Raw genomic sequence first — 24,708 nt, forward strand, 5'->3', positions numbered from 1 at the left:
CCCTCTGCGCTGCGGTCAGAGCCGCTCGATCGCCAGGGCAATGCCCTGACCGCCGCCGATGCACATGGTGATCAGCGCCCGCTTGCCGCCGATCCGCTCCAGTTCATAGAGCGCCTTGACGGTGATGATCGCCCCGGTGGCGCCGACCGGGTGGCCCATGGCGATGGCGCCGCCGTTCGGATTCACCTTTTCAGGGTCGAATCCCAGTTCTTTCGAGACCGCCAGCGCCTGAGCGGCAAAGGCCTCGTTCGATTCGATCACGTCGAAATCCGCGACCGTCAGGCCGGTGCGCTGCAACAGCTGCCGCACCGCCGGCACCGGGCCGATCCCCATCACCTCGGGGCGCACGCCGGCATGGCCGTAGCCGAGGATCCGGGCCCGCGGCTTCAGCCCCGCCGCAGAGGCCGCCGCGGCGGTCGCCAGGACCAGGGCCGCAGCGCCGTCGTTGATGCCCGAGGCATTGCCGGCCGTCACGGTGCCGTCCTTCTGGAACGCCGGGCGCAGGCCCGCCAGCGCCTCGGCCGAGGTCTGTTTCGGATGCTCGTCCACGGCAAAGCTGATCGTGTCGCGCTTGACCCTGACCTCGACCGGGACGATCTGGCTGACGAACCGGCCCTCGGCAATCGCGCGCGCGGTGCGGGTCTGGCTTTCGAGCGCAAAGGCATCCTGCGCTTCCCGGCTGATCTGATGTTCGGCGGCGACATTTTCGGCCGTCACGCCCATGTGCCCGGTGCCGAAGGGGCAGTTCAGCGCCCCCAGCATCATGTCCAGCGCCGCCACGTCGCCCATCTTCTGGCCCCAGCGGGCCGCCGGAAGGATATGGGGCGCCCGGCTCATGCATTCGGCGCCGCCGGCCAGGCCGAACTCGGCATCACCCATTTTCAGCGCCTGCATGATCGAGACGATCGCCTGCGCACCGGAACCGCAGAGCCGGTTGACGTTCATCGCCGGCACCGACTCGGGCACCCCGGCCTTCATCGCCGCGACCCGCGACACGTACATGTCCTTCGGTTCGGTGTTGATGACATGGCCGAAGACGACATGGCCGATCTGCCCCGGCTCGACGCCCGAGCGGCGCATCGCCTCGGCGGCGACGATCGCGCCCAGCTCGGTGGGGGGCGTTCCGGCCAGGCTCCCGCCGAAGGTTCCGATCGCGGTGCGGGCACCGTCCAGAATGACCACGTCCTGCATTTCAGATGTCTCCCTTGTCCAACAACACGCGCAGCCCGTCCCGGAACGCATCCGCCCGGTCGCCCAGCTGCGCGGTAATTTCGGCCTCGAATGCCTGGGTCATCGGGACCAGCCTCTGAAACATCTCGCGCCCCGAGGGCGTGAGCGCAAGGGCGACCAGCCGCTTGTCCCGTTCATCGGCGGCCTTCGACACATAGCCTGCCGCCTCGAGCCGCGACACCGCGCGGCTGACCCTGGATTTCTCCATCTCGACCTTCTGGACGATTTCCCGGATCGAGACCGAACTGGCCTGGCTGAGATGCGCCAGCACCCGCCATTCCGGCACCGTCAAGCCGATCTCGGCCTTGTAGCGTGCCGCGAAGGCCCGGCTGAGGCGTCCGGCCAGAACGTTCACCTGATAGAGCAACTGATCGCTCAGAACAAAATCCGACATCACCCCTTGCTGCCCGCTTCATGTCGGTCGATCAAGGCCCAAGTGCGCCGGGCCCGGAATCGGTCTATGACAGGCGCAAGGAGGCCCGACATGTCCGAATTCCTGACCCATCTGACCCAGACCCTGGCCGAGATCGACGCCGCCGGGCTGATGAAACGCGAGCGGCTGATCGGTTCGCCGCAAGGCGCGCATATCCGGGTCGGCGAGCGCGAGATGCTGAACCTCTGCGCCAACAACTACCTTGGCCTCGCCGATGACCCCCGGCTCGCCGCGGCGGCGAAGGCGGCGATCGATGCCGAAGGCTGGGGCATGGCCTCGGTCCGGTTCATCTGCGGCACCAAGCCCGCGCATCGCGACCTGGAGCAGGCGCTGGCCCGGTTCCTCGGCACCGATGACGCGATCACCTTTGCCGCCTGTTTCGATGCCAACGGCGCCTTGTTCGAGCCGCTTCTGGGGCCCGAGGACGCGGTGATCAGCGACGCGCTGAACCATGCCTCTATCATCGACGGGATCCGGCTCTGCAAGGCGAAACGCTATCGCTACGCCAATTCCGACATGGACGACCTGGAGCGGCAGCTGAAACAGGCGCGGGCCGACGGGGCGCGGCATGTCATGGTGGCGACAGACGGTGTCTTCTCGATGGACGGCTACCTGGCGAAGCTGAAGGAGATCGAGGCGCTGGCGGCGAAATACGACGCCGTGACCATGGTGGACGATTGCCATGCCACCGGTTTCATGGGGCCGCAGGGGCGCGGCACCCCGGCCCATGCCGGGGCGAAGATCGACATCCTGACCGGCACGCTGGGCAAGGCCCTGGGCGGGGCCCTGGGCGGCTATGTCGCCGGGCCGCAGCCGGTGGTCGATCTGCTGCGGCAGCGCGGCCGGCCCTATCTGTTCTCCAACGCGCTGCCGCCGGCGGTGGTGGCGGCGGGGCTGGAGGCGCTGCGGATCGTCGAGGCCGGCGACGACCTGCGGGCGCAGCTGTTCGACAACGCAGGTTACTGGCGCGAGGGGCTCGAGTCGCTGGGTTTCCGCCTGCTGCCCGGGGAACATCCGATCGTGCCGGTGATGCTGGGAGATGCTCGGCTGGCGCAGGAGATGGCGGCGCGGCTGGATGATCTGGGCGTCTATGTCGCCGGGTTCTTCTTTCCGGTGGTGCCCAAGGGCCAGGCACGGATCCGGACCCAGATGAACGCGGCCCTGACCCGGGCCGACCTCGACCGGGCGCTGGAAGCCTTCGGCCAGGCCGGGCGCGAAATCGGGGTGCTGACGTGAGCGCGCTGAGCCGGGAGGCGCTGGCCGGACGGGTCGCGGCGGATTCGGTGCAGGAAGCCGATCGGGTCGCAGGGGTCACACGGACTTGGCTGGCGTTCGATCGTCAGAAGGGAGAACGGGCATGAGCAACGAGATGAAGGCTCTGACAAAGGCGAAACCCGAGATCGGGCTGTGGATGGAGCGGCGTCCGGTGCCCGAGATCGGCCCTGACGACGTGTTGATCCGGATCAGGAAGACCGGCATCTGCGGCACCGATATCCATATCTGGAACTGGGACGACTGGGCGGCGCGCACCGTGCCGGTCGGGCTGGTGACCGGGCATGAGTTCGCCGGCGAGATCGTGGATATGGGCCGCGATGTCGAAGGACTCTCGATCGGCCAGCGGGTCAGCGGCGAGGGGCATCTGATCGGCAAGACCAGCCGTCAGAGCCGGGCCGGAAAGTTCCACCTGGATCCGGCGACAAGGGGGATCGGGGTCAACGAGCAGGGCGCCTTTGCCGAATATCTGCGGCTTCCGGCCTTCAACGTGGTGCCGCTGCCGGATGCGATCGACGACGATATCGGGGCGATCCTCGATCCGCTGGGCAATGCGGTGCATACCGCGCTCAGCTTCGATCTGGTGGGCGAGGATGTGCTGGTCACCGGGGCCGGGCCGATCGGCATCATGGCGGCGGCGGTGGCGCGTCATGTCGGCGCCCGGCATGTGGTCATCACCGATGTGAACCCCGACCGGCTGGCGCTGGCCGCGAAGGTCGCCGATGTGGTGCCGGTCAATGTCGGCACCCATGAGCTGCGCGACACGATGAACTCGCTGAAGATGAAGGAAGGCTTCGACGTCGGGCTCGAAATGTCGGGCAACCAGCGGGCCCTGGATCAGATGGTCGAAAGCCTGGTGATGGGGGGGCGGATTGCGCTTCTGGGCATCCCGCCGGGAAAATCGCCGGTGGACTGGAGCCGCATCGTCTTCAAGGCGATCACCATCAAGGGCGTCTACGGCCGCGAGATCTTCGAGACCTGGTACAAGATGATCGCGATGCTGGAGAACGGGCTGGATATCGGCAACGTCATCACCCACCGTTACAAGGTCGATGATTTCCGCGACGGATTCGAGACCATGCGCGGCGGAGCCAGCGGCAAGGTCGTGCTGGACTGGACCTGATGCGCGACCTGTTCCTGCTGGACCCCGAGGTCTGCTTTCTCAACCACGGCAGCTACGGCGCCTGCCCGGCCGAGGTCTTCGCCGCCTATCAGCACTGGCAGCGGCAGCTCGAGTGGCAGCCGGTCGCCTTCATGGCGCCGAAGCATCTGGCGGCGCTGAACCGGGGCGTGCGGCAGGCGTTGGCGGCGGAACTGGGCGTGGCGCCGGAGGATCTCGTCGGCATGGTCAACGCGACCGAGGCGCTGAACATCGTGCTGCTGGGGCTCGATCTGAAACCGGGGGACGAGATCGTCACCACCGACCACGAATATGCGGCGATGGACAAGACGCTGGCGGTGCTCTGTGCCCGGACCGGCGCCAGGGTGCGGCAGGTCACGGTGCCATTGCCGCTGGCAAGCGAAACGGCCTTTACAGACACTGTTGTCGGAGCGTTCACACCGCGCACGAGGGTTCTGTTCCTCAGCCACATCACCTCGCCCACCGCATTGCGCCTGCCGCTGGAGCGCGCCGTGGCCGAGGCGCGGGCACGGGGCATCCTGACCGTCATCGACGGTGCCCACGGGCCGGGGCAGGGCGCGCTGGACCTGGGGACCATCGGTGCCGATGCCTATGCCGGGAACTGCCACAAATGGCTGCTGGCCCCCAAGGGCGCGGCGCTGCTGCATGTCCGGCCCGAGCATCAGGCCGGAATTCTGCCTCGGGTCTTCAGCCATGGCTGGGAGCAGGACGGGTCGGCCCCGTTCGGCGATTCGGCCTTTCTCGACCGGCTGGAGTTTCAGGGCACCCGCGACCGTGCCGCATGGTTCGCCGTGCCTGCGGCGCTCGAATTCCGCCAGGCGCATGACTGGGACGCGGTGATTGCAGGCTGTTCGGCGCTGGTGACAAGCACCGCAGAGCGCATTGCGGCCCTGTCGGGCTACCCGCTGCTGTCCTCGGTCGAATTCCGGGCGCCGCAGATGGTCACGCTGGAATTGCCGCCGGGCGACACCGCCGCGCTGCATGACCGGCTCCTGGACGAGTTCGGCATCGAGATTCCGGTCGTGGACTGGGCCGGACGGCGTTTCGTGCGGCTGTCCGTGCAGGGCTATACGACCCAGGCCGATTGCGACCGTCTGGTGGCGGCGCTCGGCGCGGTTTTCGGCTGGTCGAAGGACTGACCCGCGGCGCTTCTTGACATTGTTGCATATGCAACGATAGGCCGGAGACGCATAACGCGAGGTCTTGCCATGACCCTCAATTCCGACACGCCGAAACGCCAGCTCACGAACCCCAGCCATCCGGGCTACATGCCCGGGTTCGGCAATGATTTCGAGACCGAGGCGCTGCCGGGCGCGTTGCCACAGGGCCAGAACAGCCCGCAGAAATGCAGCTATGGCCTCTATGCCGAACAGCTGTCGGGCACTGCCTTCACCGCCCCGCGCGGCCAGAACGAGCGGACCTGGTGCTATCGGATCCGGCCCTCGGTCAAGCACACCGGCCGGTTCGTGAAACGCGATCTGCCCTACTGGAAATCGGCGCCGCATGTGCTGGATGACGTGATTTCGCTTGGTCAGTATCGCTGGGACCCGGTGCCGCATGGTGATGCGCCGCTGACCTGGTTGACCGGGATGCGCACCATGACCACCGCGGGCGACGTGAACACCCAGACCGGCATGGCCAGCCATGTCTACCTGGTCACCGAGTCGATGCAGGACGAATACTTCTATTCCGCCGACAGCGAGCTGCTGGTGGTGCCGCAGGAAGGTCGCCTGCGCTTTGCCACCGAACTGGGCGTCATCGACCTGGAACCCAGGGAAATCGCCATCCTTCCGCGCGGGCTGGTCTATCGGGTCGAGCTTCTGGACGGCCCGGCGCGGGGCTTTGTCTGCGAGAACTACGGCCAGAAATTCGACCTTCCCGGCCGCGGTCCGATCGGCGCCAACTGCATGGCCAACCCGCGCGACTTCAAATGCCCGGTGGCGGCTTTCGAGGACCGCGAGGCCGACAGCACGGTGACCGTCAAATGGTGCGGCCGGTTCCACCAGACCCGGATCGACCATTCGCCGCTGGACGTGGTTGCCTGGCACGGCAACTACTGTGCCTACAAATACGATCTGCGGACCTATTCGCCGGTGGGCGCGATCCTGTTCGACCATCCCGACCCGTCGATCTTCACCGTGCTGACGGCGCCGTCGGGCCAGCCCGGCACCGCGAATATCGATTTCGTCCTGTTCCGCGAACGCTGGATGGTGGCCGAGCACAGTTTCCGCCCGCCCTGGTATCACAAGAACATCATGTCCGAGCTGATGGGCAACATCTACGGTGTCTATGACGCCAAACCAAAGGGGTTCGTCCCCGGCGGGCTGTCGCTGCACAACATGATGCTGCCGCATGGGCCGGATCGGGCCCCCTTCGAAGCTGCGTCGAACGCGCCGCTGAAGCCCGAGAAGCTCGACAACACGATGAGCTTCATGTTCGAGACCCGGTTTCCGCAGCATCTGACCGCCTTTGCCGCGAAAGAGGCGCCGCTTCAGGATGACTACATCGACTGCTGGGCCGATATCGACAAGAAGTTCGATGGCTCACCGGAGGTGAAGTGAGCTGGTGGGTCTGGGCCGCCGTCGCCGCGGTGACGGGGGCATTGTTCCTGTACGGCCCGACATGGTGGGAGGTTGTCTGCCTGGGCATCGCCGTCGCCGGGCTGATCGTCTACGGGCTCTGGCTGCATCGGACCGGCGATCCGCTTCGGGGCGATCCGGACGACGGGGATTGAGGGAGAGAACATGAGACTGGCGACATTGCGCGACGGCACGGCGGACGGGCGGCTGGTGATCCTGTCGGCGGATGGCAAGAGCTGCCGGCCCGGCACGGCCGGGACGCTGCAAAGGGCGCTGGATACGGGCGACTTCTCGGCCAGCGGGGCCGAGATGCCCTTTGACGAGACTGCCTGCCTGTCGCCGCTGCCGCGGGCCTATCAGTTCCTGGACGGCTCGGCCTATGTGAACCATGTCGAACTGGTGCGCAAAGCCCGCGGCGCGGTGCTACCCGACAGTTTCTGGACCGATCCCCTGATGTATCAGGGCAGTTCCGACAGTTTTCTGGCACCCCGCGACCCGATCCCCGGCGATCCGGCCTGGGGCATCGACATGGAAGCCGAGGTGGCGGTGATCACCGGTGCGGTGCCCCAGGGCGCCAGTCCGGCCCGGGCGGCGGCGGCGATCCGGCTGGTGTTGCTGCTCAACGACATCTCGCTGCGCAACCTGATCCCGGCGGAACTGGCCAAGGGTTTCGGCTTCGTCCACGGCAAGCCGCCCTCGGCCCTTTCGCCCATCGCGGTGACGCCCGACGAGCTGCCGGGCTGGCGCGACGGCAAGCTGCATGGTGCGCTGAAGGTGGATCTGAACGGCAGGCCCTTCGGCCGCGCCGATGCCGGGGTCGACATGACCTTCGACTTCCCGACCCTGATCGCCCATGCGGCAAGGACCCGGCCCCTGGCCGCCGGGACCATCATCGGCTCGGGAACAGTGTCTAACAAGGAAGCCGACGGGCCCGGCCGGCCGATTTCGGACGGCGGGCTGGGCTATTCCTGCATCGCCGAACTGCGCATGGTCGAGACCATCCAGAAGGGCCGCCCGGAGACGCCCTTCATGGCGCCGGGCGACCGGGTGACGATCTGGATGGAGGATGCCGGGGGCCGCGCGATCTTCGGAACCATCGACCAGACGGTCGGCTAGGGGCGCAGCGGCTGCCGGCCCTGGTCGGTCAGCTCCCACACCTCGCGGCCTTCGATGACGATGACGGTCAGATGGCCGCCGAATGCCATCGAGGAATCGATATTGACCCGGTTGCCGTGGTGGCTGGCGGTCGGCAGGGCGGTATGGCCATGCACGATCAGCGGGCCATGATCGCGGCGGTCCGACAGGAACGGTTCGCGAATCCAGACCAGATCGTCCTCGATCTGATCTTCCAGCGGCACACCGGGGCGAATCCCGGCATGAACGAACAGCGCCTCGCCGCGGCGCAGATGGGTGGATTGCGCGTTCAACAGTGCGACATGCGCCTCGGGCACCTTGGCCCGCGCTTGGGCATGCACCCGGCCCGGATCGTCCGTCGCATCGATGCCATAGCTGGCCAGGGTCTCGATTCCGCCCATCGTCGGGCGGAACCACAGCAGATCGGGCTTCAGCGGGTCGATCAACTCGCCGGTCTGCAGGAAGCGGCGGAAGTAGCGGTCATGGTTGCCCAGCAGCACCTCCCAGGGTTCGCCCCGGGCGCGGCCTTCGGCCAGATGCCCGATCACCCCGGCGCTGTCCGGGCCGCGGTCCACGAGATCGCCCAGATGCACGATCGGCGCCGTGTCGTCGCCGGTTCGCAGACGATCGGCGGCAACCCTCTCATGCGCTGCCTTCAGCGGGTCGAGATGGCCGTGAATGTCGCCGATCGCATAGGTTCTCATGTGGTCTGTCCCGGTTGTCCTAGGCTACGTCGAAGCGCAGCGGCCTGACCTGCTGGAACAGGCCGGTTTCCTGCAGCTGGGAGACCACCTGCTCGGGTATCTGATCGTCGAGATAGAGCAGCGCGATGGCATCGCCGTTCCGTGCCGAGCGGCCCAGCGTGAAGTTGGCGATGTTCACCCCGTTCTCGCCCATCGTCCGGCCCAGGGTGCCGATGATGTTCGGCACGTCCTTGTTGGTCGTGTAGAGCATATGCGCGCCGATCTCGGCGTCGATGGTGATGCCCTTGATCTGGATGAAGCGCGGCTTGCCGTCCGAAAACACCGTCCCGGCGATCGAGCGTTCGCGGGTTCCGGTCACCACGGTCAGCTTGATGTAGGCGTCGAAGACACCGGATTTCTCCTGCGTGGTGGTCGAAATCTTCACCCCGCGTTCCTTGGCCATCACCGGGGCCGAGATCATGTTCACATCCGGGTTCGAGGCCATCATCACCCCCGCCACCGCCGCGGCGTTCAGCGCCGCCGTGTTCATCTGTGCGACATGGCCGTTGTAGAGGATGTTGATCGCTTCGATCGGCTCGTCGGTCATCTGCCCGACAAAGGCGCCCAGATGCTGGGCCAGTTTCAGCCACGGCCCCATGACGGCGGCCTCTTCCGCCGTCACGTTGGGCATGTTCAGCGCGTTGGAGACCGCGCCGGTCAGCAGGTAGTCCGACATCTGTTCGGCGACCTGCACCGCGACGTTTTCCTGTGCCTCGCTGGTCGAGGCGCCCAGATGCGGCGTGACCACCACATTCGGCAGCCCGAACAGCGGCGAGTCGGTGGCAGGTTCGGTCTCGAAGACGTCGAATGCGGCGCCGGCGACATGGCCGGATTTCAGCATCTCGGCCAGCGCCGCCTCGTCCACCAGGCCGCCGCGGGCGCAGTTGATGATCCGGACGCCGGGCTTGGTCTTGGCCAGAGCCTCGGCGTCGAGGATGTTGCGGGTCTTGTCGGTCAGCGGCACGTGCAGGGTGATGAAATCGGCACGGGCCAGCAGTTCGTCCAGCTCGACCTTGGTGACGCCCAGCTGCACGGCGCGCTCCTCGGACAGGAACGGGTCATAGGCCACGACCTTCATGTGCAGGCCCAGGGCCCGGTCGCAGACGATCCCGCCGATGTTCCCGGCGCCGATCACGCCAAGGGTCTTGTTGAACAGTTCGACCCCCATGAACTTGGACTTCTCCCATTTCCCGGCATGGGTCGAGGCGCTGGCCTCGGGCAGTTGCCGGGCAACGGCGAACATCATCGCGATGGCATGTTCGGCGGTGGTGATCGAGTTGCCGAAGGGCGTGTTCATCACGATCACGCCCTTCTTCGATGCGGCCGGGATATCGACATTGTCGACACCGATCCCGGCCCGGCCGACGACCTTCAGGCTGGTCGCCTTTTCCAGAAGCTTTTCGGTGACCTTGGTGGCCGAACGGATCGCAAGACCGTCATACTGGTCGATGATCTCGGCCAGCTTTTCCTTGTCCTTGCCAAGTGTCGGCATGTAATCGACCTCGACGCCACGGTCGCGGAAGACCTGGACGGCGGTTTCGCTGAGCTTGTCGGATACGAGAACTTTCGGGGCCATGTGGCTCTCCATGAGAATGCGGAGCAGTGCGTGCAGGCACGCACCCTGCGGGATGGGATGGGGTAGGGTGCGTGCTTGCACGCACCATCTGTTCAGGCGGCGGCGGGAAGCGCGGCGATCTCGGCGGCAAAGGCCCAGTCGATCCAGGGCAGCAGCGCCTCGACGTCCGAGGTCTCGACGGTCGAGCCGCACCAGATTCGCAGGCCCGGAGGCGCATCGCGATAGGCGCCCAGGTCCAGCCCGACGCCTTCGGCTTCAAGCCGCTTGGCCACGGCCTTGGCGAAGGCGGCGCCATCGGTGATCCGGGGATCGGTGAACTTCAGGCAGACCGAGGTGGTCGAGGCGGTGGCCGGATCGACGGCCAGGTTGGCGATCCAGTCGCGGCTGGCGCAGAAATCGGCGATGGCCCTGGCATTGGCCTCTGCGCGGGCGATCAGGCCTTTCAGCCCGCCGACGCTTTCGGCCCAGTCCAGGGCGACAAGGTAATCCTCGACCGCCAGCATCGACGGGGTGTTGATCGTCTCGCCGCGGAAGATGCCCTCGATCAGCTTGCCGCCCTTGGTCAGGCGGAAGATCTTCGGCAGCGGCCATGCGGGCGTGTAGCTTTCCAGCCGTTCGACGGCGCGCGGGCTGAGGATCAGCATCCCGTGGGCCGCCTCGCCGCCCAGCACCTTCTGCCAGGAATAGGTCGCCACGTCGAGCTTGTCCCAGGGCAGGTCCATCGCGAAGGCGGCGCTGGTGGCGTCGCAGATCGTCAGACCCTTGCGGTCCGCCGGAATGACATCGCCGTTCGGAACCCGGACGCCGCTGGTGGTGCCGTTCCAGGTGAATACGACATCGCTGTCGAAATCGACCTGCGCGAAATCGACGATCTCGCCATAGGGCGCCTTGCGGATCGTGGCGTCGAGCTTCAACTGCTTGGCGACATCGGTCACCCAGCCTTCGCCAAAGCTCTCCCAGGCCAGCATCTCGACCTTGCGGGCGCCGAGAAGCGACCACATCGCCATTTCCATCGCGCCGGTGTCCGAGGCCGGAACGATCCCGATCCTGTAGTCTTCCGGCACGCCCAGGATCGCGGCGGTGCGGTCGATGGCGGCCTTCAGCTTGGCCTTGCCGACCGCGGCGCGGTGCGAGCGGCCCAGCGGCGCATCGGACAGTTTGTCGAGGGAGTAGCCGGGCGCTTTCGCACAGGGGCCCGAGGAGAAACGCGGATTGGCCGGCCGCGTGGCCGGGGTCGTGAGGTCGGTCATGTCTATCCTTGCAGATAATCGCCCCTCGTTGGGGAGGGGTGTCCCGCCGCCGGAAATACGGGTGTCCGCGGGGGTCGGCAAGCGGGATAATGTCGCATCTCGCCGGAAATCGTCGGAATCTGCCGGGACCCTGTAGCCGATCGGAAACTTGCGCGCCGACGGCGAAACTGGCGGCGCGGCGCAAGATGGCTTATGCGACTGCCAGCCGCAGCAGCCTTATCGAGGGTCCATGTTCGTCGTCAGCCTGATCGCCCGCCCGCATCACCTGTCACCCGCCAGCGTCGAAGCGGTGCGCCAAGCCTGGGGCGGCGGAGAGATCCGCTGGCTGGCCGAGGCCGAGGCCGCCGAGTTCGACATGGGGCACGCGCCGGACCGGTTCCGCGATGTCTGGGAGGGCCTGCAGGCGCTGGAGGTCGATCTGAACCTCCAGCCCGCCGAGGGCCGGCGCAAGCGGATGCTTCTGGCGGACATGGATTCGACCATGATCGGCCAGGAATGCATCGACGAACTGGCCGATGCGGCCGGGGTCGGCGCCCATGTCGCGGGGATCACCGCGCGGGCGATGAATGGCGAACTGGATTTCGAAGCGGCGCTGACCGAAAGGGTCGGGCTCCTGAAGGGGCTGGACGTCTCGGTGATCCAGCAGGTGCTCGACAGCCGGATCACCCCGGCGCCGGGCGGCCGGGAGCTGGTCGCCACGATGAAGGCGCACGGGGCCTATTGCGCCCTGGTCTCGGGCGGATTCACCGCCTTTACCCGGCGGGTGGCAGGCTGGTTCGGCTTTGACGAGAACCGGGCCAACGAGTTGCTGGAAGCCGATGGCAAGCTGACCGGCGCGGTGGCGCGGCCGATCCTGGGCCGGGAGGCCAAGGTCGAGGCGCTGGACGAGATCAGCGCGATGATGGGGCTGGAACTGTCGCAGGTCATGGCGGTGGGCGACGGGGCCAACGATCTGGGGATGCTGCGCAAGGCCGGGGCCGGCGTCGCGCTGCACGCCAAGCCGGCTGTGGCGGCGGAATGCGAGCTGCGGATTAACCACGCCGATCTGACGGCGCTGCTGTATTTGCAGGGCTATCACCGCGACGAGTTCGAAACCGGCGCGGCGCAGCCGATCTTCAGCTAGGAACCTTCAGCCTGGAAACCCCTCGGCGGGCCGCACCACCGCCGCCTCGATCCCCCGGCAATTCACCTGCGGCGCCGCCATCCGCCTGAGCGCCGCCGGATGCGCCGGGTCGAGCACGCCCAGCGAGGTCAGGATCGACGCCATTGCACATTCCGAGGCGCGCGTCGCCCCATCGGCGATCTTCAGGGCCACGCCCAGCCGCTGTTCGGGCAGGATCGCGACAAAGACGCCTTCGGCGCCGGTCTTGACCACCACCCCGTCCATGGCCCGCATCAACTCGGTGCAGGCCCGGCCTTCGCCGGCCACCAGATCGGGATGGGTCAGCATCGCCTCGCGCAGGCGCAACATCGCCCGCCCGCGGACCGAGCCTTCGCCGGCCGCGGCAAAGGCCGCCATCGCCCGGCCCAGCCCGGCCAGAGAGGTGGCGTGGTTCGGTGCCGAACAGCCGTCGATCCCGTAGCCGGGAGAGGTCTCGCCGGTCACTTCCTCGAAAGCCGCCTTGACCGTCTTCTGCACCGGATGGTCGATGTCGATGTATTCCGAACCGCCGCCCAGATGCCTGTTCAGGGTCAGAAAGCCGCTGTGCTTGCCCGAGCAGTTGTTGTGCAGCTGGCAGGGCGCGGCATCGCTGCGGATCAGCGCGTCGCGGGCGGGAAGGTCGGTGGGTGGATGCGCGCCGCAGCGCAGGTCGGATTCGCCCAGGCCCAGATCGGCCAGCCAGCGCGCCACCCGCTCGGTATGGATCGCGGCGCCCTGGTGCGAGGCGCAGGCCAGTGCCAGATGCTCGGTCCCCAGGGCATCGGCGCCGCCGCTTTCCACCAGCGGCAGCGCCTGCACCATCTTGCAGGAAGACCGCGGATAGATCACCGCTCCCGGATCTCCCCAGGCCTGCACGATCCCGCCATCGGCACCCACCACGACAGCATGCCCAAGGTGCTGCGATTCCGGCATCTTGCCGCGCCACAGGGTGGCCATCGCTACCGGTTGTGCCATTCCGCTCTCCGCTTCACGGCTGCGCGATTTTCCGCCGCCGACCCTTCCAAAAACCTGCTCGTTCACGTTAGACTGAGCAGGTCGGGAATGGAACGGGCAAGGCGAAAGGGTCGCGTCAGATCGACCAGAGTCGGCCCGACAGACGAGAGGCAGAGAGTTTGACACGGATTTCGATGAAGCTGGGCGGGCTGATCCTGGCATTGGCGGGTCTGAGCCTTCCGGCCATGGCGCAGGAATCGACGAACCGGGTAGTGTCGGTCACCGACTGGAGTGTCTTTGTCGATGGCGACCCGGCGGATTGCTGGGGGGTCTCCAGCCCGAAAGAGACCAAGAACACCGATGCCGAAGGTCGCCCCAAGGCGGTGCGGCGCGGTGACATCCTGCTGTTCGTGTCGTTCCACAAGGGCAAGGGCGGCCCGGGCGAGATTTCCTTTACCGGCGGTTACCCCTTTGCAAAGGGGTCGAAAGTGACGATGGACATTGGCGGAACGGTCTTTGAACTGTTCCCCGAAGGCGAATGGGCCTGGTCCGGCTCCTCAGAAGACGACGCCAAGATCATTGCGGCGATGAAGGCGGGCGCCACGGCGCTGGTCAAGGCTCGCTCGTCGCGTGGCACCCATACCCATGACACCTTCAGCCTGCTGGGCTTTACCGCCGCTCTGGAAGAGGCGCAGAAGCGCTGCCAATAGGCGGCGCCACGCCGCAGGGCGCGTGTTTGCAGGCATCTTTCCGACCCGTCGCGTGTTGCAGGACGACACGCATCCGGCGGGTCAGGCCAGGACCACCCGATCCATCGGCACATCCCAGACCTGCGGATAGATCGTCGGAATCGCCGCCAGTTCCGGCCCGATGCCGATGACCAGCGGGCGCGGGTCCAGCGCGGCGAGCGTCCGGTCATAGAACCCGCCGCCATAGCCCAGCCGATAGTTCTCCCGGTCCACTCCGACGACCGGCGAAACCACCACGGTCGGAGAGACCCGCAGATCCTCGGCCGGGATCGGGATGTTCCAGACCCCGCGCGTCATCGCGCAGCCGGGTGTCCAGCGGCGAAAGACCAGCGGTGTCGCCTTGGCCACCACCACCGGCAGCGCCACCGAGAGACCGCGTTCCACCGCCGCCGCCATCCAGGGCCGCAGGTCCAGTTCGCCGCGAAAAGGCCAATACAGACCCACAATCGCGCCTTCGGGCACCAGCCTGTCCAGGGTTGCCGCGACCTCTGCCGCCATCCTGGTCCTCGTGTCGATCGGAAGCGCCAGCCGCGACGCGATCAGCCGCTCTCTCGCGGCCTTGCGAAACCGTGCCACGTCGCGGGCGGTTGCGGCATCCACAGGCTGGCCATCGACCAGTTCATGCGCAAAGCAGGGCGCGGTTCCGCCCGAGTCGTCATCGTCCATTTCGGCTTTGTCCTCCTGGCCCGAACATGCGCCTTCCGCAAAGGCAGGTGCAAGCGCACCGGCGACCTATCCGGGCCGGAATCGCCCTGCTGCCGGATCACCGCGGGCTGTTTCCTTTTGCGCGGTGTTCCCATATATGGGCGGACTTCCCGATACTGGACGCCCGCCATGACCGATGCCGCAACTCCGATCACGCAGGATCTGCTGACGATCCCGCGCAAGCTGCCCGAGGGCAAGCCGAACCTGATCGGCATGACCCGCGCCGATCTGGGCGAAGCCCTGCGGGCCGCCGGGACGCCCGAGAAACAGGTCCGGATGCGGGTCGGGCAGCTCTGGCAGTGGCTCTATCACTGGGGCGTCCGCGATTTCGCCGCGATGACCAACCTTTCCAAGGATTATCGCGCCCTGCTGGCCGAGAATTTCGTCATCGCTCTTCCCGAGCTGGTGACCCGGCAGATTTCCGACGACGGCACCCGAAAATATCTGGTCCGCATCGCCGGCGGTCACGAGGTCGAGGTGGTCTATATCCCCGAGTCCGACCGCGGCACGCTCTGCATCTCGTCCCAGGTCGGCTGCACGCTGACCTGTTCCTTCTGCCATACCGGCACCCAGAAGATGGTCCGCAACCTGACCGCCGGCGAGATCGTCGGCCAGGTCATGCTGGCCCGCGACGATCTGGACGAATGGCCCAGGCCGGGCACCCGCAACCCCGACGAAGCCCGGCTGCTGTCGAATGTCGTGCTGATGGGCATGGGCGAACCGCTGTACAACTTCGACAATGTCCGCGACGCGATGAAGATCGCCATGGACCCCGAAGGCATCGCGCTCAGCCGCCGGCGGATCACCCTGTCCACCTCGGGCGTGGTGCCCGAGATCGCCCGCGCCGCGACCGAGATCGGCTGCCTGCTGGCGGTCAGCTTCCACGCCACCACCGACGAGGTCCGCAACCGGCTGGTGCCGATCAACAGGAAGTGGAACATCGAGACGCTTCTGGGCGCCCTGCGCGACTACCCCAAGGTCTCGAACTCGGAACGGATCACCTTCGAATACGTGATGCTGAAGGATGTGAACGACAGCGACGCCGACGCCAGGCGGCTGGTCAAGCTGATCTCGGGGATCCCGGCCAAGATCAACCTGATCCCGTTCAACGAATGGCCCGGCGCACCCTACCAGCGGTCGGACCGGGCCCGGATCAAGGCCTTTGCCGAGATCATCCACAATGCCGGCTATGCCTCTCCGATCCGCAAGCCGCGCGGCGAGGACATCATGGCCGCCTGCGGTCAGCTCAAGTCGGCGACCGAGCGGGCCCGCAAGTCCCGTGCCGCTATCGAAGCCGAGACCCGCGGCTGACCCCGCCTGATTCGGCGTTTTCCGGTTTCCGTGCTACGCTGCCCCCGCCGCCTGCATCGGGAGCCGCGCCATGGACATCACCGTCGGCAGTCTCAGGGTCAATCTCAGCGCGCTGGCGCTGTACCATACCGATGACAACCCGGAACTGTCGCGCTTCATCGCCCGGCACAATCTGGCGCGTCGGGTCTATCGCTGGAACTGCACCAGCCAGTCCGGTGTCCCGTCACCTCCCGGCGCCCGGCTGCGGCTGGAAGCCGAGGTGCTGATCACCGTCACCGACGAGGACGGCATCGGCGATCCGGGGCCCAGTGCGAATTATGCCAACGAGATCATCCAGGCCGCCGGGCTGTCCGGGATGCCGGCGCTGGTGCGGGCCTTCAACAGCGCCCTGCCGCCTCTGGAAGTGCCGATCGAATATGCCGACCTGCTGGACCCCTACAAGGCAGACTACTCCTTGGACATCCTCGCGCGGATCACCTATCTGCAGTGTCTGGCAAGGCCCTATGGCCTGCTGGCCCGGGACACGTTCTATATCCTCGTGCCGCATCTGGTGACCTTCCATTCGGTCGTCACCGGGCGCTGCGGCGGGACCGAGCCGGCCGGCCGCGCCATCACCGGCTGGTCGCCGCATGTCGAGCCGGGCGCGGTGCTGGGGCCGCTGGAGCGGCAGATCATGCAGGAAGAGGCCGAGGCCGAAGCCCGCCGGCGACGCCTTGTCGGGCAGCTGCCGAAACCGTCGGAGGACGGCGCCGCGACGCCCGGCGGATCGGGGCATGCCCTGCCGGACGGGCACAAGCCCGACGGCGACTAGGGACCCGTGGCGGCGGACCTCAGCCCTCCGAAGGCTGGTCCAGGATGATCTCCACCGCCTCCTGTGCCGTATCGACATAGCGGAACAGCTCCAGGTCGCCGGGCGAGATGGTTCCCGCCGCGGCCAGCGCCTTCCAGTCGATCACCGAATCCCAGAATTCGCGCCCGAACAGCAGGAAGGGGATCGGCTTCATCCGCCCGGTCTGGATCAGGGTCAGCGACTCGAACATCTCGTCGAAGGTGCCGAAGCCGCCGGGGAAGATGCAGATCGCCTTGGCGCGCATCAGGAAGTGCATCTTGCGCACCGCGAAATAGTGGAAGTTGAAGCAGAGGTCCGGCGTCACATAGGGGTTCGGGGCCTGTTCGTGCGGCAGCACGATGTTCAGCCCCACCGAATGGCCGCCGGCATCCATGGCGCCGCGGTTCCCGGCTTCCATGATTCCCGGCCCGCCGCCGGTCACCACCACGTTTTCGCGGCCATAGCTCTTCAGGCTTTCCTCGGTCATCAGCCGCGAGAATTCGCGGGCCACCCCATACCAGCCCGACAGCGCATCGACCGGCCGCACCTCCCAGGCTTCCTGCGGTCCGGTGCCGGTCTCGATCGTCGCATGGTCCGATCCCGCCTCGGGGTCCGGAATCCTGGCCGAGCCCATGACCACCACGGTCGAGGTGATGCCGCGCTCGTCCAGGATCATCTGCGGCTTCAGCAGTTCCAGTTGCAGCCGGACCGGGCGCAGTTCTTCCCGGGTCATGAACTCGTCGTCCATGAAGGCCAGCCGATAGGCCGGGGCCCGGGTCTGGGGCGTGTCGGGCACCTCCTGTGCGGCCCGCGCATCCTGGTGCGAATGGCGGAACGGATTGCAGTCGTCGTCTTTCATGGCCGGTCCCTCGGATTGCCTCCCTGGCGGCGGCAGACTATAGCCCAAGTCCGAAGAACGCCATTGCCAGGGGACAGACGATGTCGAACGCCGCGCTAGAGACTGCCATCGAAGCCGCATGGGAGACCCGCGACCAGATCACCCCGGCCACCACCGGAGAAGCCCGCGACGCCATCGAGGCGACGCTGGACGCGCTCGACAGCGGGACGCTGCGGGTGGCCGAGAAACGCGGCGCCGACTGGCATGTCAACCAGTGGGCCAAGAAGGCGGTGCTGCTGGGCTTCCGGATCAAGGACATGGAACAGCAGTCGGGCGGCCCGCAGGGCGGCGGCTGGTGGGACAAGGTGGATTCGAAATTCGCCGGCTGGAGCGACAGTCAGTGGCGCAACGCGGGCTTCCGCGCGGTGCCGAACTGCATCGTCCGCCGCTCGGCCCATATCGCCAGGGGCGTGGTGCTGATGCCCTCCTTCGTCAATCTCGGTGCCTATGTCGATGAAGGCACCATGGTCGATACCTGGGCCACGGTCGGCTCCTGCGCCCAGATCGGCAAGAACGTCCATCTCTCGGGCGGCGTCGGGATCGGCGGCGTGCTGGAACCGATGCAGGCCGGCCCGACGATCATCGAGGACAACTGCTTCATCGGGGCCCGGTCGGAGGTCGTCGAAGGCTGCATCATCCGCGAAGGCTCGGTGCTGGGAATGGGTGTCTATATTGGCCAATCGACCAAGATCGTCGATCGCGAGACCGGCGCCGTCAGCTATGGCGAAGTGCCGGCCGGTTCGGTCGTGGTCTCGGGCACCCTGCCGTCGAAGAATGGGGTCAGCCTCTACTGCGCGGTGATCGTCAAGCGGGTCGATGCCCAGACCCGGTCCAAGACCTCGATCAACGATCTGCTCCGGGACTGAGGGCGATGTCCGAAGCGCCCAGCGACGATCCCCCGGCGGGCAGGCCCGCGAAGGCCAAGCGCCCGCAGCAGGTCTACACCCTTCTGGTCGAGGTCGGGCGCAGCCCCGGCGACGGCCTGCCCGAGGGCAGCACCGGCGCGGCGCTGCTGATCTATGCCTCGGGCGTGGACGAGGCCGAGGCGGTGCGGGAATCGGTGGCGATCCTGAAACAGGCCGAGCTTTCGCCGCTGGATGTCAGCGGCTACGGCACGCTTCAGGAACGGCTCGAAAGCGGCGAGGAAATCGGCCCCGAAGAGCGCGAGCTGATGGATCGGGCGCTCAGGGAAAACAGCGTCATCGTCGCCCAGATGACCCCCTTCACCAGCTAGACCCGCACCCGGTGCCGGTGAGTTCCCGGCCCATCTTTGGGTATGAAATACTCCCGCCGGAGGCTCCCGCCCTCTCGACCCGCGATTGCCCCCGGGGGCAGGGCGTGCCCGTGCCGTTCAGGCCGCCGAACGTCGTGCCGAGTAGAGCCGTGCCTCATAGGCCTTCAGTGACAGCCGCGCGGCGGGCGGGTAGCCATCGCCGGTGACCGGATCGAACTCGGGGAAGATCGAGCATATCTCGCGCAGCACTTCCGCCTCGTAGGCGTCCGAGGTCTGCGGGCCGGGCAGGAAGCTCTCGGTCTCGACCCCGTTCGAGATCACGATCTGATGCCGGTCGAAGAGGATGTGGACGTAATCCACCATGCCGCCGGAAATCTGCCGGATCGTCGATCCGTTGACCAGGTCGCGCGCCGCGACCAGCACTTCGGCACTGCCGAACAGCATCTCGGCCAGCCCGTCGCGCATCAGCACCCGGTGCAGCGGAGAGACCCGCAGCCGGCCATGCGCGCCGAAGGTGCCGGGCGCGATCTCGATCGGGGCGTACCGACCCTCGGCCCGCATCCGCCGCTGGCCGATCCAGCGGACCGGCTGCGGCCCGTCGTCCACCGTCATCACCAGGTCCCCGGTGCTCAGGCCCTCGACCGGCCGCTCGCCTTCGGGGGTCAGGATCATGGTCCCGGCGACAAAGCAGGGCACCGTGTTCAGGGTCACGATGCCGACGTCGATATCGCCGGTGGTGCTGGCGATCTCGTAGGTGAAGTTCACCGTCTCGGCATCGCTGTCGGCATCGATCGTGAAGGTGCCGTCGGCGTTCAGCGTGACGGTCTGGCCGGAATTCAGCGTGACGGTCGATCCGGCGGTGACCGGAATGCCGTTGATATGGGTGATCGAAAGGGTGCCGGTGGTGTGGTTGATGTCGTTGGCCAGCGGGTCGATCGTGGTGGAGCCATCGACATACATGGTCACGTCGTCATGGATCGCCACCAGCGTCGATTGCACCGAGTCGCCGGCGATTAGCAGGTTCGAATCGTAGTTCGAGTCCGACACGTCGGCGATGCCGATCCGGATCGAGTTCGTCTCGCCGGCGTTGACCGGGATGGTCAGCGTCATCGTGACGGTGAACCCGTCCATCTCGGTGTTGTATTCGTCGTGGGTGTTGGAGACGTAGAGGTTCGAGTTGTCGGTGGCATTGACGCCGGTGACGCTGGCCTCGGTCACCGGATCGACGTAGTTGCCGTTGATCCAGACCCCGACGAAGTCGTTGTAGATGGAACTGGCGTATTCCGGATATTCCTCGGACGAGAAGACGAAGCGGATCGTCAGCGTGTCATGCGTCGGGATGAAATCGACATCCAGATAGGCGGAGTCATAGGTATTCGCGCCGGCGGCCGAGTTGAACGACCCGATGTTGTTCGATCCCCAGGTATTGGTGGAGGTGTTGGTGTGCTGGTTCGCGTCGCCCCTGGAGTTGGTGACGTCATAGACGCGACCCGTGGACAGGATCACCCCGGTGTCGCCCGGCGTGAACCCGTCCGAGACACTGTCGCCGTCCGACCAGATGCCCGACGAGCGGTAGTCGCCGTTGTAGCTTGCCCCGGTCACGGTGGTGCCGTCGCCGAAGATCGTGTTCGCCATGCTCATCGCGGAGGCGTTGATGTTGATCGGTAGTTCGGTCGCTGAAACCATGTCTGCCCTTGCCCCCCCCGCGCGCCGTGGCCGGCACAGGGACAAGCACCCGCCCCTTGCGAAAGGGGCGAAACCGACGGTCCTGATCCTGCTTCCCGGCTGTTGCGCCGGTTTCCCTGCCACGGGTCTTTGTTTTGACTTGATTTTGCCATGGATTCGAACGACTTGGCAAAGCCGCTGTAGCAACAGGCGAAAAGGGCGCCGGGGTTGTTCCCCTTTCGCCACAGCCGGTTGCAGCACCGGGACGCGACCGATAGGCAGGTCGCAGCAGTGAGGATGCCATGCCGACCGACCCGATTTCCCTGACCGCCCGCCTGATCCGCTGCCCCTCGGTCACCCCGGCCGAGGCCGGCGCCCTGGTGCTTCTGCAAGAGCTTCTCGGCGCCGCCGGGTTCGAGTGCCACCGGGTCGATCGCGGCGAGACCTCGAACCTATTTGCCCGCTGGGGCCGGGCCGGGCATCCCCGGACCTTCGGCTTCAACGGCCATACCGATGTTGTGCCGGTCGGCGATGCCGCAGCCTGGACCCACGATCCCTTCGGCGGCGAGATTCTGGACGGCTGGCTCTGGGGGCGGGGCGCGACCGACATGAAATCGGGCGTGGCCGCCTTTGTCGCGGCGGCGGTGGACTTCGTCACCGCCACGCCACCCGATGGCGCGGTGATCCTGACCATCACCGGCGACGAGGAAGGCCCCGGCACCGACGGCACGGTCGCCCTGCTGGACTGGATGCGCGAACGGCAGGAGCGGATGGCGGTCTGTCTGGTGGGAGAGCCGACCTGTCCCGAGACCTTCGGCGAGATGATGAAGATCGGCCGTCGCGGCTCGATGACCGCGCATATCGAGGCCCGCGGCGTGCAGGGCCATTCCGCCTATCCGCACCGCGCGAAGAACCCGGTCAGCGCCCTGGCGCGGCTGATCGACCGTCTGGCCAGCCATGAGCTGGACCGGGGCACCGAGCATTTCGATGCCTCGACCCTGGCGCCGGTGACCTTCGACGTCGGCAATCCGGCGACCAACGTGATTCCGGCGCTGGCCCGGGCCAGCGTGAACATCCGTTTCAACGATGCGCATGACTCGGCCGGGCTGTCCGGCTGGTTGCAGGCCGAGGCCGACCGGGTGCAGGCCGAAACCGGGGTCGCCTTCGCGATCCGGGTCCAGGTTTCGGGCGAGAGCTTCCTGACCCCGCCTGGCGAGCTTTCGGATCTGATCGGCCGGGCGGTGCAGGCCGAGACCGGCATCGCACCGGTGCTGTCCACGACCGGCGGCACCTCGGACGCGCGTTTCGTCAAGGATCACTGCCCGGTGGTCGAGTTCGGGCTGGTCGGCCAGACCATGCATCAGGTCGATGAGCGGGTCGAGGTTGCGCAGATCGCGGCTCTGAAAAGGGTCTATGAACGGGTTTTGCGCGACTATTTCGCCTGAACCGTGGCGCCGCCCGGCCCTGCGTCGGACCCGGCCAAGTGTCATGGCGCCGTCGCGCGCGGCGTGGTAAATCAGGGCATGAACAGCATTCCGACCAAAGCCCAGATCCTTGAATGGATCGCCGACCATCCCGGCCTGACCGCCAAGCGCGACATCGCCAAGGCCTTCGGGATCAAGGGTGCGGCCCGGATCGACCTGAAACGCCTCCTCAAGGAGCTGGAAGGCGAGGGCCAGCTGGAGCGCAAGCGCCACAGCTACCGCGACCCCGACAAGCTGCCGCCGGTGTCGATTCTCCAGATCAAGGCGCCGGACAGAGATGGCGACATCTTCGCCAAGCCGCTGGAGTGGCAGGGCGAGGGGCCGGAACCGAAAGTGCTGATGGTCCTGCGCGCCAGCGATCCGGCGATCGGCGAGGGCGACCGGGTCCTGGCCCGGCTGGCCGAGGTCAAGGGCGAGGCGCATCACTACGAGGGCCGGGTGATCCGGCGCATCGGGGTGGCCGCGCACAAGGTGGTGGGGATTTTCCGCAAGGGCGCCGAGGGCGGGCGGATCGTTCCGATCGACAAGAAGTCGGACCGCGAATGGGCCGTGCCGCCGGGGGTCATGCACGGAGCCAGGGACGGCGAACTGGTCGAGGCCGAGCAGACCGGCCCGAAGGGCCGCATGGGCCTGCCGCAGGCGCGGATCACCGAACGGCTCGGCGACCCTTCGGCACCCAAGGCCGTCAGCCTGATCGCCATCCATCAGCATGGCATCCCCGACGACTTTCCCGACGATGTGATCGCCGAGGCCGATGCCGCCAAGCCTGCCGGGCTGAAGGGCCGCGAGGACCTGCGCGACCTGCCGCTGATCACCATCGATCCCGCGGATGCCCGCGACCGCGACGACGCGGTGCTCGCGCAGCCCGACGACGACCCGAAGAACAAGGGCGGGCATGTGATCTGGGTCGCGATTGCCGATGTGGCGCATTACGTCACCCCCGGTTCGGCGCTGGACCGCGAGGCCCGCAAACGCGGCAACTCGACGTATTTCCCCGACCGGGTGGTGCCGATGCTGCCGGACCGGCTGTCGGGCGATCTCTGCTCGCTGCACGAAGCGGTGCCGCGCGCGGTGCTGGCGGTGCGGATGCAGATCGACTCCAAGGGCCGCAAGCTGAGCCACAAGTTCGTGCGCGGCCTGATGCGCTCGGCGGCCTCGCTGAACTATGTCGAGGTGCAGGAGGCCCGCGACGGCAACCCGAACGACAAGTGCCGCCCCCTGCTGGAGACGGTCATCAACCCGCTCTACGAGGCCTACAACGCCCTGGCGGCGGCGCGGGCGGTGCGCCAGCCGCTGGAACTGGACCTGCCCGAGCGGCGGATCGTCCTGTCCGAGGACGGCCGCGTGACCTCGGTCGATTTCAAGGATCGGCTCGACGCCCACAAGCTGATCGAGGAATTCATGGTGCTGGCCAATGTCGCCGCCGCCGAAGAGCTGGTCCGACTGAAGCAGCCGCTGCTGTTCCGGGTCCACGAGGAACCCTCGCCGGAGAAGCTCGAGGCGCTGCGCGAGGTCGCCCATGCCAGCGGCCTGGTGCTGGCCAAGGGCCAGGTTCTGCACACCAGCCATCTGAACCGGTTGCTGGCCCAGGCCGAAGGCACCGACCAGGACGAGCTGATCAACATCTCCACCCTGCGTTCGATGCAGCAGGCCTATTACGCGCCGCAGAACTTCGGCCATTTCGGGCTGGCCCTGAAGAACTATGCCCATTTCACCTCGCCGATCCGCCGCTATTCCGACCTGATCGTGCATCGGGCGCTGATCGCCGGGCATGGCTGGGGCAAGGATGGCCTGACCGCCGCCGACGAGGCGACGCTGGACGAGATCGGGCAGCATATCTCGGAAACCGAGCGGCGCAGCATGATGGCCGAGCGCGACACGACCGATCGCTATCTGGCGGCCTATCTGTCCGAGAGGGTGGGCACCGAGATGACCGGGCGGCTGTCCGGGGTGCAGCGGTTCGGCGCCTTCGTGCGGCTGGACGAGAGCGGCGCCGACGGATTGATCCCGGTGCGCTCGATCGGGCGCGAGTTCTTTCACTACGATGCCGACAGTCAGACCCTGATGGGGTCCGAGACCGGGCTGACGCTTGGCCTTGGTCAGCCGGTGACGGTGCGGCTGGTCGAAGCCTCGCCGGTGACAGGCGGGCTGATCCTGGAGCTTGTCGAGGTTGGCGGCAAGACGCTGCCGCGCGGCCCGCAGAGCAGCAAGCGCAGCGTTCGGCGCAAGGCGGCGGTGGCGCGGGGCAAGGCCGCCAAGACCAAGCGCAAGGTGACCCGCAAACGCTAGAGCCGGGCGGAGGATTGCCGGGGGCCGGAGGGCGGTTCTTTCGGGCGCATCGGTTTTTCGGTACTCTGCCGGAAGGACAGGCGGGCAGGTG

23 protein-coding genes are annotated in these 24,708 nt (G+C 66.9%); 14 read left to right on the plus strand and 9 right to left on the minus strand.

Annotated features, from left to right (window positions below):
• Positions 1 to 15: 15 nt before the first annotated feature.
• A complete protein-coding gene (locus NUW50_RS10725) occupies positions 16 to 1,191 on the minus strand; it encodes an acetyl-CoA C-acyltransferase family protein (RefSeq protein ID WP_258289101.1) in 1,176 nt (391 codons plus the stop codon).
• Between the two features lies 1 nt (position 1,192).
• Positions 1,193 to 1,624 (minus strand): MarR family winged helix-turn-helix transcriptional regulator, encoded by a 432-nt coding sequence (locus NUW50_RS10730; protein ID WP_258289102.1) that lies wholly within the window; start codon positions 1,622 to 1,624, stop codon positions 1,193 to 1,195.
• Between the two features lie 90 nt (positions 1,625 to 1,714).
• Here NUW50_RS10730 and NUW50_RS10735 point away from each other — a divergent pair, with 90 nt between their 5' ends.
• The 6 genes from NUW50_RS10735 (at position 1,715) to NUW50_RS10760 (ending at position 7,771) form a co-directional block, all read left to right on the plus strand.
• Positions 1,715 to 2,899 (plus strand): glycine C-acetyltransferase, encoded by a 1,185-nt coding sequence (locus NUW50_RS10735; protein ID WP_258289103.1) that lies wholly within the window; start codon positions 1,715 to 1,717, stop codon positions 2,897 to 2,899.
• Positions 2,900 to 3,020: 121 nt separating this feature from the next.
• Positions 3,021 to 4,058: an L-threonine 3-dehydrogenase gene (gene tdh, locus NUW50_RS10740; protein ID WP_258289104.1), complete on the plus strand. Its 1,038-nt coding sequence runs from the start codon at positions 3,021 to 3,023 to the stop codon at positions 4,056 to 4,058.
• A complete protein-coding gene (locus NUW50_RS10745; RefSeq protein WP_258289105.1) occupies positions 4,058 to 5,215 on the plus strand; it encodes an aminotransferase class V-fold PLP-dependent enzyme in 1,158 nt (385 codons plus the stop codon). The genes tdh and NUW50_RS10745 overlap by 1 nt, the downstream gene beginning before the upstream one ends.
• A gap of 69 nt (positions 5,216 to 5,284) precedes the next feature.
• Complete coding sequence (hmgA, locus tag NUW50_RS10750; protein ID WP_258289106.1) at positions 5,285 to 6,637, plus strand: homogentisate 1,2-dioxygenase; 1,353 nt, start codon at positions 5,285 to 5,287, stop codon at positions 6,635 to 6,637.
• Complete coding sequence (locus tag NUW50_RS10755) at positions 6,634 to 6,810, plus strand: hypothetical protein (protein WP_258289107.1); 177 nt, start codon at positions 6,634 to 6,636, stop codon at positions 6,808 to 6,810. Before hmgA ends, NUW50_RS10755 begins: the two co-directional genes overlap by 4 nt.
• Positions 6,811 to 6,820: 10 nt before the next feature.
• Positions 6,821 to 7,771, plus strand: a complete 951-nt coding sequence (locus NUW50_RS10760; RefSeq protein WP_258289108.1) for a fumarylacetoacetate hydrolase family protein — start codon at positions 6,821 to 6,823, stop codon at positions 7,769 to 7,771.
• On the opposite strand, the gene NUW50_RS10765 is transcribed toward NUW50_RS10760, so the two are convergent.
• From NUW50_RS10765 to NUW50_RS10775, 3 genes are all read right to left on the minus strand, one after another.
• Positions 7,768 to 8,493: a metallophosphoesterase gene (locus NUW50_RS10765; RefSeq protein ID WP_258289109.1), complete on the minus strand. Its 726-nt coding sequence runs from the start codon at positions 8,491 to 8,493 to the stop codon at positions 7,768 to 7,770. The genes NUW50_RS10760 and NUW50_RS10765 overlap by 4 nt on opposite strands.
• A gap of 19 nt (positions 8,494 to 8,512) precedes the next feature.
• On the minus strand, positions 8,513 to 10,108 hold the full coding sequence (gene serA, locus NUW50_RS10770; RefSeq protein WP_258289110.1) for a phosphoglycerate dehydrogenase: 1,596 nt from the start codon (positions 10,106 to 10,108) through the stop codon (positions 8,513 to 8,515).
• A gap of 92 nt (positions 10,109 to 10,200) precedes the next feature.
• Positions 10,201 to 11,358, minus strand: a complete 1,158-nt coding sequence (locus NUW50_RS10775) for a phosphoserine transaminase (protein ID WP_258289111.1) — start codon at positions 11,356 to 11,358, stop codon at positions 10,201 to 10,203.
• Between the two features lie 229 nt (positions 11,359 to 11,587).
• Between NUW50_RS10775 and serB the strand changes: the two genes are divergently transcribed.
• Entirely contained in the window at positions 11,588 to 12,481 is an 894-nt protein-coding gene (serB, locus tag NUW50_RS10780; protein ID WP_258289112.1) for a phosphoserine phosphatase SerB, read from the plus strand.
• 6 nt (positions 12,482 to 12,487) lie between these two features.
• Here the strand turns inward: serB and NUW50_RS10785 are convergent, their stop codons facing one another.
• Positions 12,488 to 13,474 (minus strand): asparaginase, encoded by a 987-nt coding sequence (locus NUW50_RS10785; protein WP_258289113.1) that lies wholly within the window; start codon positions 13,472 to 13,474, stop codon positions 12,488 to 12,490.
• Positions 13,475 to 13,647: 173 nt separating this feature from the next.
• On the opposite strand from NUW50_RS10785, the gene NUW50_RS10790 reads away from it, so the two are divergent.
• A complete protein-coding gene (locus NUW50_RS10790; protein WP_258289318.1) occupies positions 13,648 to 14,163 on the plus strand; it encodes an invasion associated locus B family protein in 516 nt (171 codons plus the stop codon).
• A gap of 81 nt (positions 14,164 to 14,244) precedes the next feature.
• On the opposite strand, the gene NUW50_RS10795 is transcribed toward NUW50_RS10790, so the two are convergent.
• Positions 14,245 to 14,868: a 5-formyltetrahydrofolate cyclo-ligase gene (locus NUW50_RS10795; RefSeq protein ID WP_258289114.1), complete on the minus strand. Its 624-nt coding sequence runs from the start codon at positions 14,866 to 14,868 to the stop codon at positions 14,245 to 14,247.
• Between the two features lie 168 nt (positions 14,869 to 15,036).
• Here NUW50_RS10795 and rlmN point away from each other — a divergent pair, with 168 nt between their 5' ends.
• Complete coding sequence (gene rlmN / locus NUW50_RS10800) at positions 15,037 to 16,218, plus strand: 23S rRNA (adenine(2503)-C(2))-methyltransferase RlmN (RefSeq protein WP_258289115.1); 1,182 nt, start codon at positions 15,037 to 15,039, stop codon at positions 16,216 to 16,218.
• A 70-nt stretch (positions 16,219 to 16,288) separates the two neighbouring features.
• Positions 16,289 to 17,029 (plus strand): hypothetical protein, encoded by a 741-nt coding sequence (locus NUW50_RS10805; protein ID WP_258289116.1) that lies wholly within the window; start codon positions 16,289 to 16,291, stop codon positions 17,027 to 17,029.
• A 19-nt stretch (positions 17,030 to 17,048) separates the two neighbouring features.
• Here NUW50_RS10805 and NUW50_RS10810 read toward each other — a convergent pair whose 3' ends face one another.
• Positions 17,049 to 17,906, minus strand: coding sequence for a TIGR00730 family Rossman fold protein (locus tag NUW50_RS10810; RefSeq protein WP_258289117.1), 858 nt, complete (start codon positions 17,904 to 17,906; stop codon positions 17,049 to 17,051).
• A gap of 80 nt (positions 17,907 to 17,986) precedes the next feature.
• On the opposite strand from NUW50_RS10810, the gene dapD reads away from it, so the two are divergent.
• Positions 17,987 to 18,811: a 2,3,4,5-tetrahydropyridine-2,6-dicarboxylate N-succinyltransferase gene (dapD, locus tag NUW50_RS10815; RefSeq protein ID WP_258289118.1), complete on the plus strand. Its 825-nt coding sequence runs from the start codon at positions 17,987 to 17,989 to the stop codon at positions 18,809 to 18,811.
• Positions 18,812 to 18,816: 5 nt separating this feature from the next.
• Positions 18,817 to 19,179, plus strand: coding sequence for a hypothetical protein (locus NUW50_RS10820; RefSeq protein ID WP_258289119.1), 363 nt, complete (start codon positions 18,817 to 18,819; stop codon positions 19,177 to 19,179).
• 117 nt (positions 19,180 to 19,296) lie between these two features.
• Here NUW50_RS10820 and NUW50_RS10825 read toward each other — a convergent pair whose 3' ends face one another.
• On the minus strand, positions 19,297 to 20,865 hold the full coding sequence (locus NUW50_RS10825) for a Hint domain-containing protein (RefSeq protein WP_258289120.1): 1,569 nt from the start codon (positions 20,863 to 20,865) through the stop codon (positions 19,297 to 19,299).
• Positions 20,866 to 21,146: 281 nt separating this feature from the next.
• Here NUW50_RS10825 and dapE point away from each other — a divergent pair, with 281 nt between their 5' ends.
• Together dapE and rnr are read left to right on the plus strand one after the other, a co-directional pair.
• Positions 21,147 to 22,289 carry a succinyl-diaminopimelate desuccinylase gene (dapE, locus tag NUW50_RS10830; RefSeq protein ID WP_258289122.1) on the plus strand — a complete coding sequence of 381 codons (1,143 nt, stop codon included), beginning with the start codon at positions 21,147 to 21,149 and terminating at the stop codon, positions 22,287 to 22,289.
• Positions 22,290 to 22,367: 78 nt separating this feature from the next.
• A complete protein-coding gene (gene rnr, locus NUW50_RS10835) occupies positions 22,368 to 24,617 on the plus strand; it encodes a ribonuclease R (RefSeq protein ID WP_258289123.1) in 2,250 nt (749 codons plus the stop codon).
• Positions 24,618 to 24,708: the final 91 nt, after the last annotated feature.

The organism is Frigidibacter sp. ROC022 (assembly GCF_024723735.1).
In the GTDB taxonomy this organism is placed as follows: Bacteria; Pseudomonadota; Alphaproteobacteria; order Rhodobacterales; family Rhodobacteraceae; genus SLM-1.

What these genes read in the sequence shown, in the direction of transcription:
- NUW50_RS10725 (WP_258289101.1), bottom strand. Translation starts at nt 1,191, where the DNA reads ATGCAGGACGTGGTCATTCTGGACGGTGCCCGCACCGCGATCGGAACC.
- NUW50_RS10730 (WP_258289102.1), bottom strand. Translation starts at nt 1,624, where the DNA reads ATGTCGGATTTTGTTCTGAGCGATCAGTTGCTCTATCAGGTGAACGTT.
- NUW50_RS10735 (WP_258289103.1), top strand. Translation starts at nt 1,715, where the DNA reads ATGTCCGAATTCCTGACCCATCTGACCCAGACCCTGGCCGAGATCGAC.
- tdh (WP_258289104.1), top strand. Translation starts at nt 3,021, where the DNA reads ATGAGCAACGAGATGAAGGCTCTGACAAAGGCGAAACCCGAGATCGGG.
- NUW50_RS10745 (WP_258289105.1), top strand. Translation starts at nt 4,058, where the DNA reads ATGCGCGACCTGTTCCTGCTGGACCCCGAGGTCTGCTTTCTCAACCAC.
- hmgA (WP_258289106.1), top strand. Translation starts at nt 5,285, where the DNA reads ATGACCCTCAATTCCGACACGCCGAAACGCCAGCTCACGAACCCCAGC.
- NUW50_RS10760 (WP_258289108.1), top strand. Translation starts at nt 6,821, where the DNA reads ATGAGACTGGCGACATTGCGCGACGGCACGGCGGACGGGCGGCTGGTG.
- NUW50_RS10765 (WP_258289109.1), bottom strand. Translation starts at nt 8,493, where the DNA reads ATGAGAACCTATGCGATCGGCGACATTCACGGCCATCTCGACCCGCTG.
- serA (WP_258289110.1), bottom strand. Translation starts at nt 10,108, where the DNA reads ATGGCCCCGAAAGTTCTCGTATCCGACAAGCTCAGCGAAACCGCCGTC.
- NUW50_RS10775 (WP_258289111.1), bottom strand. Translation starts at nt 11,358, where the DNA reads ATGACCGACCTCACGACCCCGGCCACGCGGCCGGCCAATCCGCGTTTC.
- serB (WP_258289112.1), top strand. Translation starts at nt 11,588, where the DNA reads ATGTTCGTCGTCAGCCTGATCGCCCGCCCGCATCACCTGTCACCCGCC.
- NUW50_RS10785 (WP_258289113.1), bottom strand. Translation starts at nt 13,474, where the DNA reads ATGGCACAACCGGTAGCGATGGCCACCCTGTGGCGCGGCAAGATGCCG.
- NUW50_RS10790 (WP_258289318.1), top strand. Translation starts at nt 13,648, where the DNA reads ATGAAGCTGGGCGGGCTGATCCTGGCATTGGCGGGTCTGAGCCTTCCG.
- NUW50_RS10795 (WP_258289114.1), bottom strand. Translation starts at nt 14,868, where the DNA reads ATGGACGATGACGACTCGGGCGGAACCGCGCCCTGCTTTGCGCATGAA.
- rlmN (WP_258289115.1), top strand. Translation starts at nt 15,037, where the DNA reads ATGACCGATGCCGCAACTCCGATCACGCAGGATCTGCTGACGATCCCG.
- NUW50_RS10805 (WP_258289116.1), top strand. Translation starts at nt 16,289, where the DNA reads ATGGACATCACCGTCGGCAGTCTCAGGGTCAATCTCAGCGCGCTGGCG.
- NUW50_RS10810 (WP_258289117.1), bottom strand. Translation starts at nt 17,906, where the DNA reads ATGAAAGACGACGACTGCAATCCGTTCCGCCATTCGCACCAGGATGCG.
- dapD (WP_258289118.1), top strand. Translation starts at nt 17,987, where the DNA reads ATGTCGAACGCCGCGCTAGAGACTGCCATCGAAGCCGCATGGGAGACC.
- NUW50_RS10820 (WP_258289119.1), top strand. Translation starts at nt 18,817, where the DNA reads ATGTCCGAAGCGCCCAGCGACGATCCCCCGGCGGGCAGGCCCGCGAAG.
- NUW50_RS10825 (WP_258289120.1), bottom strand. Translation starts at nt 20,865, where the DNA reads ATGGTTTCAGCGACCGAACTACCGATCAACATCAACGCCTCCGCGATG.
- dapE (WP_258289122.1), top strand. Translation starts at nt 21,147, where the DNA reads ATGCCGACCGACCCGATTTCCCTGACCGCCCGCCTGATCCGCTGCCCC.
- rnr (WP_258289123.1), top strand. Translation starts at nt 22,368, where the DNA reads ATGAACAGCATTCCGACCAAAGCCCAGATCCTTGAATGGATCGCCGAC.